Annotated in this window: 9 protein-coding genes; 2 read left to right on the forward strand and 7 right to left on the reverse strand. The window is 71.6% G+C overall.

The genetic code is table 11. The features are described from left to right. Positions 1 to 123 precede the first annotated feature (123 nt). Positions 124 to 1,116, forward strand: a complete 993-nt coding sequence (locus ACIQ8J_RS21825) for an NAD-dependent epimerase/dehydratase family protein (protein ID WP_403275571.1) — start codon at positions 124 to 126, stop codon at positions 1,114 to 1,116. 122 nt (positions 1,117 to 1,238) lie between these two features. Here the strand turns inward: ACIQ8J_RS21825 and ACIQ8J_RS21830 are convergent, their stop codons facing one another. Then, positions 1,239 to 2,030 (reverse strand): SGNH/GDSL hydrolase family protein, encoded by a 792-nt coding sequence (locus ACIQ8J_RS21830; RefSeq protein ID WP_403275572.1) that lies wholly within the window; start codon positions 2,028 to 2,030, stop codon positions 1,239 to 1,241. A gap of 194 nt (positions 2,031 to 2,224) precedes the next feature. Then, positions 2,225 to 4,324 (reverse strand): alpha-galactosidase, encoded by a 2,100-nt coding sequence (locus ACIQ8J_RS21835; RefSeq protein ID WP_403275574.1) that lies wholly within the window; start codon positions 4,322 to 4,324, stop codon positions 2,225 to 2,227. 162 nt (positions 4,325 to 4,486) lie between these two features. On the opposite strand from ACIQ8J_RS21835, the gene ACIQ8J_RS21840 reads away from it, so the two are divergent. Next, on the forward strand, positions 4,487 to 5,299 hold the full coding sequence (locus ACIQ8J_RS21840) for a tyrosine-protein phosphatase (RefSeq protein ID WP_403275577.1): 813 nt from the start codon (positions 4,487 to 4,489) through the stop codon (positions 5,297 to 5,299). Here the strand turns inward: ACIQ8J_RS21840 and ACIQ8J_RS21845 are convergent, their stop codons facing one another. The 5 genes from ACIQ8J_RS21845 to ACIQ8J_RS21865 all read right to left on the reverse strand — a co-directional run. Further along, a complete protein-coding gene (locus ACIQ8J_RS21845; RefSeq protein ID WP_403275578.1) occupies positions 5,300 to 5,476 on the reverse strand; it encodes a DUF6126 family protein in 177 nt (58 codons plus the stop codon). It lies immediately after the preceding gene. A gap of 15 nt (positions 5,477 to 5,491) precedes the next feature. Further along, entirely contained in the window at positions 5,492 to 6,085 is a 594-nt protein-coding gene (locus tag ACIQ8J_RS21850; protein ID WP_403275580.1) for a helix-turn-helix domain-containing protein, read from the reverse strand. A 67-nt stretch (positions 6,086 to 6,152) separates the two neighbouring features. Beyond that, positions 6,153 to 7,580, reverse strand: a complete 1,428-nt coding sequence (locus tag ACIQ8J_RS21855) for an aspartate aminotransferase family protein (protein ID WP_403275581.1) — start codon at positions 7,578 to 7,580, stop codon at positions 6,153 to 6,155. Continuing rightward, positions 7,577 to 9,493 (reverse strand): 1-deoxy-D-xylulose-5-phosphate synthase, encoded by a 1,917-nt coding sequence (gene dxs / locus ACIQ8J_RS21860; protein ID WP_403275582.1) that lies wholly within the window; start codon positions 9,491 to 9,493, stop codon positions 7,577 to 7,579. The genes ACIQ8J_RS21855 and dxs overlap by 4 nt, the downstream gene beginning before the upstream one ends. A 50-nt stretch (positions 9,494 to 9,543) precedes the next feature. After that, positions 9,544 to 9,885, reverse strand: a 342-nt coding sequence (locus ACIQ8J_RS21865; protein WP_403275584.1) for a flavodoxin-dependent (E)-4-hydroxy-3-methylbut-2-enyl-diphosphate synthase, incomplete at its 5' end; no start/stop codon positions are given.

The raw sequence follows: 9,885 nt of genomic DNA on the forward strand, positions 1-9,885 counted from the left end.
GCGACGTCGAGGCACTGCTCTCGGTCCGCGATGCGCACGGCGCGGTCGGCCCCGCACCCCACCGATTACGCCCACAGCAAGCAACCGTTCCCCGCGGTCCGCCCGGCGTGCAGAGTTGCGGCCATGAGACTCCTGATGCTGGGTGGAACGGAATTCGTCGGCCGGGCCGTGACCGAGGCGGCGCTGACGCGGGGCCATGAGGTGACGGTCTTTCACCGGGGCCGCCACGAGCCGCCGGCCGGGGTCGTCTCGCTGCACGGCGACCGCACCGCCGAGGGCGGACTCGCGGCGCTCGCGGACGGCGAGTGGGACGTGGTCGTGGACACCTGGTCGCACGCCCCGGCCGCGGTCCGCGACGCGGCCCGGCTGCTGAGTGGGCGGGTCGGCCGGTACGTGTACGTGTCGAGCCGGTCGGTGTACGAGCACCCGACGCCGCTCGGCGCGGACGAGGACACGGCGCCCCTCGTGCCGGGCTCCCCCGACGACTCTGGCGAGGTGGAGTACCCGCAGGCCAAACGCGGCGGCGAACTGGCCGCGGTGCGCGAATTCGGCGCGGACCGGGCGCTGTTGGTGCGCGCGGGTCTGGTCCTCGGGCCGTGGGAGAACATCGGCAGGCTGCCGTGGTGGCTGACCCGGGCCGCGCGCGGCGGCGAGATGCTCGCGCCCGGACCGCGTGACCTGGCGGTCCAGTACATCGACTGCCGCGACCTGGCGGAATGGACCCTGGACGCGGCCGAGGCCGGTCTCGGCGGACCGTACAACCTGGTCAGCCCGCCCGGCCACACCACGATGGGCGGGCTGCTCGAAGCGTGCGTCGAGGTCACCGGTGGCGGGGCCGTGCCGCGCTGGACCGACGCCCAGCCGATCCTGGCGGCCGGTATCGAGCCGTGGCTCCATCTGCCGGTGTGGATTCCGCCGGGCGAGATGCACGACACGATGCACGGCTCGTCGGTGGCGAAGGCCGTCGCGGCCGGGCTGCGCTGCCGCCCCGTCGAGGAGACGGTCGCCGACACCTGGGCCTGGCTCCGCTCGATCGGCGGAACCGCGCCCCAGCGCCCGGACCGCCCCCGGGTCGGCCTCGACCCGGAGACGGAGGCGAAGGTACTCGGCGCCTGACCGCCGACCGGACCAGGCCAACCCGGCCCGGACCCGCCCGTTGCGTACGGGGCCGAATCGGGCTCCCAGTCAACAGCCCTGCCCGGACCGGCGCGTGACAGATCGTCAGATCTGGCGAGCCGTCAGAGAGGGAGCAGATCCGGTCGCTTGGGCGCGATCTCGTCGCCCGAGGACTCCCCGCGCAGCCGTCGCCCGATCCACGGCACCAGATACTCGCGCGCCCAGTGGATGTCGTCGCGCCGCACTTCCAGGGTGTTGCGCGGCGGCAGCGGAGGCCAGGGCTGGTCCGGGTCGGCGGGCACGTCGAGGCCGAGCACCTGGGCGGCGCGCAGCGCGACCCGGGTGTGCCCCTCGGCCGAGAGGTGCAGCCGGTCGTCGTCCCAGGCCCGCCGGTCCTGGATGGACTTCAGCGACCAGAGGTCGAGCACCGGGCAGTCGTAGCGGTCCGCGATGGCCCGCACATGCCCGTTGTACGTCGCGATCTTGCCGCGCAGATGGCGGAGCAGGGTGACGCCCCGGGTGTCGAAGCCGGTGGTCACCATGACGGTGCCGACGGCCGACTTCAGGTCGGCGAGGGCCCGTTCGAAGCGCTCGGCCACCTCGTCGGGGTCCGTACCGGGCCGGATGATGTCGTTTCCGCCCGCGCAGAAGCTCACCAGGTCGGGGGCGAGCTCCTTGGCCCGGGGGACCTGGTCCTCAACGATCTGGTCGAGGAGCTTGCCCCGCACCGCGAGGTTGGCGTAGCGGAACGCCCCCTCCGGCCGCTGGTCCGCGAGCAGCACGGCGAACCGGTCCGCCCAGCCGACGTACGCCCCGTCCGGGCCCGGGTCGCCGACGCCTTCCGTGAAACTGTCGCCGATCGCCGTGTACGACCCGAACGCGCCTTTGTTGAATGATCTCGAATCGTCTGCCACGAGGGCTTATCCTCCACCCCGGCAAGTGACCTACGCCACCGTAGGGAGGGGTTGACGGCGGGTGAGATAGACCACCCGGTCAGTTTTCCCGTACCGGGAATAGGCGGCGGGGAGGCCCGGGAGCGCCACGCGGCGCTCCGGATGCCCGAGCCGAACTGCCGCACGTACCAGAGCGGTTCAGGCCGAGCAGGGCGCTACCGGCCCGTGCGCCGCAACCGGAACACCGCCGCGTCCAGATCGCCCCGCAGCCCGGTGCCGAGCCCCTGGTGCAGCAGCACGGCCCCCCGGTGCACGGTCCCGGTGTCGAGGCACTCGTAGGCCGCGGCCGCGTCGAGCCCGCGCAGCCGGACCGGGGGCGGGCGCTCCCCGTAGTGCTGGGACTGCAGCCAGGCGAGTACGACGGTGTCGTCGCCCCGGGTGTACTGGACGGCGCTCAGGCCGCCCTCGGGTGCCCGCAGCCGGTACTGGGCGCCGAGCTGCACCACCGGGCGGATCGCCTTGTAGAGCGCCACCCAGTCACGGGCCTCGGCGAGTTCGGCCGCGCTCCACCGGGTCAGGTCGCCGCCGACACCCAGCACCCCGGCCATCGCGCTCGCGAAGCGGAAGCGGAGGCTACTGATCCGACCGTTGAGCTGGGTGTTGGGGCTGTCGGTCACCCAGGCGGCCATCACGCGGGCGGGGTGCAGCTGGCTGAAGCCGTGCTGGATGGCGAGCCGGTCCAGCGGATCGGTGTTGTCGGAGGTCCACACCTGGTCGGTGCGCGAGAGCACCCCGAGGTCGATCCGCCCGCCGCCGCCCGAGCAGGACTCGAAGGCGACCCGGGGGTGCGCGGCGCGCAGCCGGTCCAACAGGGCGTAGAACGCGTGCACATGCTCCACCCACAGCTTCTGCGGGTACGGCTCCCCCGGCCAGCCCGCGTCCGTGAAGCAGCGGTTGAAGTCCCACTTCACATAGTCGACGGGAGTGCTGGAGAGCAGCCCGTCAAGCTGGTCCCACAGATGCTCCCGCACGTCGTGGCGCGCGAGGTTCAGGACGAGCTGGTTGCGGAACTCGGTGCGGGCGCGGCCGGGCCGGAACTGCACCCAGTCGGGATGGGTGCGGTAGAGATCGCTGTCGGGGTTGACCATCTCCGGCTCGACCCAGATCCCGAACTGCATGCCGAGCGCGTGCACTTCGTCGGCCAACGGCTTCAACCCGCCAGGAAATCTGGCCGGGTTGGGAGTCCAGTCGCCGAGTCCCGCCGCGTCGTGGGTACGGGCGCCGAACCAGCCGTCGTCGACCACGAACAGTTCCACCCCCATCTCGGCCGCCCGGTGGGCGAGGGCGCGCTGCTGGTCCTCGGAGATGTCGAAGAGGGTCGCCTCCCAGGAGTTGAAGAGCACCGGCCGCACCTCGTCGGCGTGCGGCACCACCCGGGCCAGCTGCCAGGCGTGCCACTGCCTGCTCGCACCGCCGAAGCCCCCCTCGCTCCACAGTCCGGCGAACACGGGCGAGGTGTACGCCTCGCCGGGCGCGAGCAGCACCAGGCCCGAATCGTCGTACCCGGCACCGCCGTTGATCTGCACGCGCCCGTCGGGCAGCCGGTGCACCGCGATGCGCCAGGTCCCCGACCAGCCGAGCGCGCACCCGTACACCTCGCCGCTCTCCTCGGTCGCGGCGGCGTCGGCGTCGAGCGCGACCCAGGGCAGGTGCTGGTGCCCGGTGTGCCCGCGCCGGCTGCCGATCACCTGCTCGCCGGGGGCGAGTTCGGAGCGTACGAGACGGGACTCGGCGGCCCAGCGGCCGTGCAGCCGGCTGAGCCGCCAGCCGTCGCGCCCCGGCAGCGTCCAGGTGGCGGCGTCCGCGCGCAGCAACTCCAGTGCGCCGTCCGTCCCTTGATGTGCCGCGGTGATCCATCGCTCCACGACGTCGAAGTCGTCCCGCATCCGGTAGTGCAGGGTGAGCGCGAGCCCGTTCACGGGATCGGTGAACCCCAGCCGCAGCTCGTCCCCGTCGGTCTCCGCGGCCGTGAAGCGCCATGCGGTGCCCCGCTCCTCACCCGTACGCACCGAGAGCGCCGGGCGCGCGAAGCGGGGCCCGCCCTCCACCGGATACTCCTCCGCTCCGTCCAGACGGGACTCGAAGGGCCGGGGCGGCGGCAGCGGTACGCGGGCCAGCGCCGCCGCGTCGGCGCCCGAGATCCGGGGGCCCCAGTGGAGGTGCAGCAGTTCGTCCCGGTCCGTGACGTGCAGCGCATAGCTGCTGGTCCGGCCGGACAGCACCCAAAGACGTCCGTTGTCACCGATCTCAATCATCCCGACCCCCAGATCCGCACACGTACGCACAGGATCGGGGTGGGCATGCTTCCAGGGCAACGCCTGTGCGGTACGCACGGGGAAGGTTGCCCCATAAACACATGTCGTATCGTCGGGAGACGCGCAGGCCGCGCCCACCCCGGATCGACGTCAGGAGCCGCCGTGACCCAGCAGATTCCGCAGGTCCCCTCGACCGAGCCCGAGCTGGCCGGGGTGCGCAACTTCCGTGACGTGGGCGGGCTGCCGACGGTGGACGGTCTGCGGGTGCGCGGCGGGCGGCTCTTCCGCAGCGGGCACCTCGCGCACGCCACCGAGGCGGACGCGGCCTTCCTCGCGACCCTCGGGCTGCACACGGTCTTCGACTTCCGCAACGCGGGCGACCACAAGCTGGAGGGCCCGGACATCGCGCTGCCCGGCGTGCGCAACATCAACATTCCGCTGAGCGATCCGGCCGACGGCGCGGAGTTCTGGAAGATGGTCCGCGACGGCGGTCTGGACGAACTGCGCTCCGCCCTGGCCGGCGGCCGGGCCGCGGACCGGATGATCCAGTCGTACCGGGAGATCATCACGCGGCGCACCGCCGAGCACAGCCGGGTGCTGCACGCGCTCGCCGAGGACAGCGTCCCGGCCCTGCTGCACTGCGCGGCGGGCAAGGACCGGGCGGGCCTGTCCATCGCGGTGGCGCTGCTCGCCGTCGGCGTCGAGCGCGATGCCATCGAGGCCGACTACCTCAAGTCCAACGACCCGCACCGCCGCTACAAGGTGCGCCGCACCAGCGAGTCGGCGGATGCGATGTCCCCCGAGGTCATGGAGCTCCTGAGCCCCCTCTTCGACGCCCGCGCCAGCTATCTGCACGCGGCGTTCGACACCATCGACAAGACCTGGGGCACCACCGACGCCTACTTCGCGCAGGGCCTGGGGCTTGCGCCCGAGACCCGCGAGCGGCTGCGCGAGCGGCTCCTGGACGGGGTGTGACTACTTGCCGCCCACCTCGAACAGCAGGTAGAGGAAGCCCGCGAAGATGTGTCCGGCGATGAGGTAGGCGAAGAGCCGGACGACCAGGCCCCGGGGGAACTTGGTCTCCGCGGTGTCCTCGATGTTCTTGCCGGGCGCGGCGGCGGGCTCGGCGGGCGTGATCTCGTGCTCGGGCATGACGGAACCGTCCTCTCAGCTGTGCGGGTGGTGCGGATGCGGGTCCGGGCTCTGCAGCAGGGTGTGCACGAAGAGGAACTCGGCCCCGCCGCGGGAGGCCGCGGAGATCCGGTGCGGGGTCAGCGAGTCGAAGTGCGCGCTGTCACCGGGGTCGAGTTCGTGCGTGGCGTCCCCCAGGCTGAGCCGGAGCCGCCCGGTCAGGACGTAGAGCCACTCCTCGCCGGGGTGAACGCGGACGAGTTCGCGCTGGGTGCCGTAGGGGACCTCGACGCGCAGCGCCTGCATGGCCCGCCCGGGGCCGCCGGTCTGGTGGTACGTCCAGCCGTCGGCCTCGCGCGGTGCCGGGCGGCCGGCCCGGATGACGGGTTCGCGCTCGGGCGGCATCTCGCCGAGCAGTTCGGAGACCGTCGTACCGTAGATACGGGCCAGGGCGAGCAGCATCGGCAGCGAGGGCTGGCGGGCGCCGGTCTCCAGCCGGGAGAGGTGCGCGGGCGAGAGGCCGGCCCGCTGGGCGGCGGCCTCCAGCGTGAGGGCGCGGCGGCGGCGCAGTTCGCGCAGCCGGGGCGCTACGCCGGGGAGCGCCGCGACATCGTCGGCAGGAGTGCTCATGCCCTCCATTCAGACAGGCCATTGCCTCAGGGGCAAACTTTTTGCCTCTGAGGCAAAGCGGCTGCCCCTACCGGTTGGCGACCGCCTGCTTCACCAGGGTCCGGCCGAAGTCCCACATCAGTCCGCCGCCGCTGTGCGCGTCGTCCATCACGCCCATGAAGGCCGCCACGAACCGGTCGACCTCGCGCTCCCCGATGGTCAGCGGCGGAATCAGCTTGATCACCTCCAGGTGGTCGCCGGAGACCTGGGTCAGGATGCGGTGCTTCTGGAGCAGCGGCACGACGACCATCTGCGCGAAGAGGCCCTTGCGGGCGGCCTGGAGCATGGTCCAGCGGCTGCGCAGCTTGAGCGAGGACGGCCTGCCGAACTCGATGCCGATCATGAGCCCGCGCCCGCGCACGTCCGAGAGCAGCTCGTAGCGGTCGGTGAGGGCGGCGAGCCGGGTCCGCAGCAGATCTCCGGTCGCGCGCGCGTTCTCGACCACCCCCTCGTCCTCCATCACCGACAGCACGGCGAGCCCGGCCGCCATCGCCTGGGCGTTGGAGCCGAAGCTGGCCGAGTGGACCAGGACGCGGTCCATGGACGAGTAGACCTTTTTGAAGATCCACTCCTTGCCGAGGGTCGCGCCGACCGGCACATAGCCGCCCGAGAGCGCCTTCGCGACGCACACCAGGTCCGGTTCGACGCCCTGGTCGTGCTGGTAGGCGTAGAAGTCGCCGGTACGGCCGAGACCGGTCTGCACCTCGTCGGCGATGAGCAGGGCCTTGTGCCGGTGCAGCAGTTCCTGCGCGGCGAGCAGATAGCCGGGCGGCGCCTCGTGGACGCCCTTGCCCTGGATCGGCTCGACGATCAGCGCTGCCACGTCGCCGCGCTTCAACTCCCTTTCCAGGGCGGTCAGATCACCCAGCGGTACGGCCGTGTCGGGCAGCAGCGGCGCGAAGCCGTCGCGGAACCCGGACTCGCCGTTGACGGACAGCGAGCCGGTCGTCAGACCGTGGAAGGCGTGCGAGCAGTACAGGACCCGGGGCTTCCCGGTGGCGTACCGGGCGAATTTGAGGGCGGTTTCGACGGCCTCGGTGCCGCTGTTGCCGAAGAACACCCGGTCCAGGTGCGGGCTGTGCGCGAGGAGCTGCTCGGCGAGCAGTCCGGGCAGCGGCTGGCAGTCGAAACGGGTCAGGTCCGCGAGCGAGGCGTCGAGCACGTCGTGCAGGGCCTTGCGCACGACGGGGTGGTGGCGGCCGAGGCCCATCACCCCGAAGCCCGCGAGCATGTCGAGGTAGTCGTTGCCTTCGGCGTCCCAGAAGTACGCGCCCTCGCCCCGCTCGTAGACCTTGTCGAAGCCGATGGTGTGCAGCATCCGCGGCAGCTGGTGGTTCAGATATCTGGTGTGAAGTTCGTAGCGTTCGGCCCCGCGCTCGGCGAGGAGTCTCGTCAGGTCGAAGCTCTTGGCCTGCGGACCCGGTGCCGCGAAGCCCTTCGGCTCGCCGTCGGTCATGCGTCGTTCTCCTTCTCGGCCGCCGCGGCGGCTTCCTCAGTGGCCGCCAGAGCGGCGCCGATCCGTCCCGCGATCTCCACCGGGGTGAGCCCGATGTCGGCGAGCACCTCACCGCGCTTGGCGTGCGCGAGGAACTGCTCGGGGATGCCGAAGGTCCGCAGCGGGACGTCCACCCCGGCGTCGCGCAGGGCCTGCCCGACGGCCCAACCGACGCCGCCCGTACGGATGTTGTCCTCGGCCACCGCCACCAGGCGGTGCCGCCCGGCCAGCGGTGCGAGCTGTTCGTCGACGGGTTTGACCCAGCGCGGGTCGACCACCGTGCACCGGATGCCGCGCCCGGCGAGCAGCTCGGCCGCCTGGAGGCAGACCGGTGCGAGCACGCCGACCGCCACGAGCAGCACATCGGCGGCTTCGTCTCGGCTGTCCTGACGCAGCACGTCCATGCCGCCGATCCTGGCCACGGCCGGGATGTCGGGGCCGACGGACTCCTTGGGGAAGCGCAGTACCGTCGGCGCGTCGGCCACGTCCACGGCTTCGCGCAGCTGGGCCCGCAACTGGCCGGCGTCGCGCGGCGCGGCGATCCTGAGCCCGGGTACGACCTGGAGGACCGACAGGTCCCACATGCCGTTGTGGGACGGGCCGTCGACCCCGGTCACCCCGGCCCGGTCGAGGACGAAGGTGACCGCGCACCTGTGCAGCGCGACGTCCATCAGCAGCTGGTCGAAGGCCCGGTTGAGGAAGGTCGCGTACACGGCGACGACCGGGTGCAGGCCGCCGGTGGCGAGTCCGGCCGCCGAGACCGCCGCGTGCTGCTCGGCGATCCCGACGTCCCACACCCGGTCCGGGAAGCGTTCGGCGAACGCGCTGAGGCCGGTGGGGTGCAGCATGGCAGCGGTGATGGCGACGATGTCCCGCCGTTCCGCGCCGAGTTGGGCGAGCTCGGCCCCGAACACGGCTGTCCAGGAAGGGCCGTTGGAGGGAGTCAGCGGTTCACAGGTGAGCGGGTCCATCGCGCCGACCGTGTGGAACCGGTCGGCCTCGTCGTCGAGCGCGGGCTGATAGCCGCGGCCCTTCTCGGTGAGGCAGTGCACAACTACCGGTCCGTGGAAGCGCTTTGCCCGCCGCAGCGCCGACTCGACCGCCTCCGTGCTGTGCCCGTCGATCGGCCCGACGTACTTCAGCCCGAGGTCCTCGAACATGCCCTGCGGGGCGAACGCGTCCTTGAACCCCTTCTTCGCGCCGTGCAGCGACTCGTACAGCGGCTGCCCCACGACGGGGGTGTGCTGGAGCACCTCCTTGCCCCAGGCCAGGATCCGCTCGTAGCCGTCGGTGGTGCGCAGGGTGGCGAGGTGGTTGGCGAGGCCGCCGATGGTCGGCCCGTACGAGCGCTCGTTGTCGTTGACGACGATGATCAGTGGGCGGTCCCTGGCGGCGGCGATGTTGTTGAGCGCCTCCCAGGCCATGCCGCCGGTGAGCGCGCCGTCGCCGATGACGGCGACGACGTGGCCGTCCCTGCCGAGCACCTGATTGGCCTTGGCGAGCCCGTCCGCCCAGCCGAGCACGGTGGAGGCGTGCGAATTCTCGATGACGTCGTGCTCGGACTCGGCGCGCGAGGGATAGCCGGAGAGGCCGCCCTTGGTGCGCAGCTTCGAGAAGTCCTGCCGCCCGGTGAGGAGTTTGTGTACGTAGCTCTGGTGCCCGGTGTCCCACAGGATGCGGTCGACGGGCGAATCGAAGGCCCGGTGCAGGGCGATGGAGAGCTCGACCACTCCCAGGTTGGGCCCCAGATGGCCCCCGGTCCGCGCGACCGCCTGGATCAGGAACTCCCTGATCTCCTGGGCGAGTTGGCCGAGTTCCGACTGGTCCAGTGTGTGCAGGTCTTGCGGCCCCCGGATGTTCTCCAAGATCGTCACGCTCGGGCCCCCTCTTTCGGATCCTGTTCAGCTCACGATCAAGCTCAGGTTCAACTCACGGTGATGTCGGGCCGGCCCGAAGCGACACCGTCCTGCTCCATCTGCTCGGCGATCTTCATCGCCTCATCGATCAGCGTCTCCACGATCTTCGACTCCGGCACGGTCTTGATGACCTCGCCCTTCACGAAGATCTGACCCTTGCCATTGCCCGAGGCCACACCCAGGTCCGCCTCACGCGCCTCGCCCGGACCGTTCACCACACAGCCCATCACCGCCACCCGCAGCGGGACCTCCATACCCTCCAGACCCGCCGTGACCTCCTCCGCCAGCTTGTACACATCCACCTGCGCCCGACCGCACGACGGACACGACACGATCTCCAGACGGCGCTG

Origin of the sequence: Streptomyces sp. NPDC094147, assembly GCF_044764265.1 — a bacterium.
Taxonomy (GTDB): Bacteria; Actinomycetota; Actinomycetes; order Streptomycetales; family Streptomycetaceae; genus Streptomyces.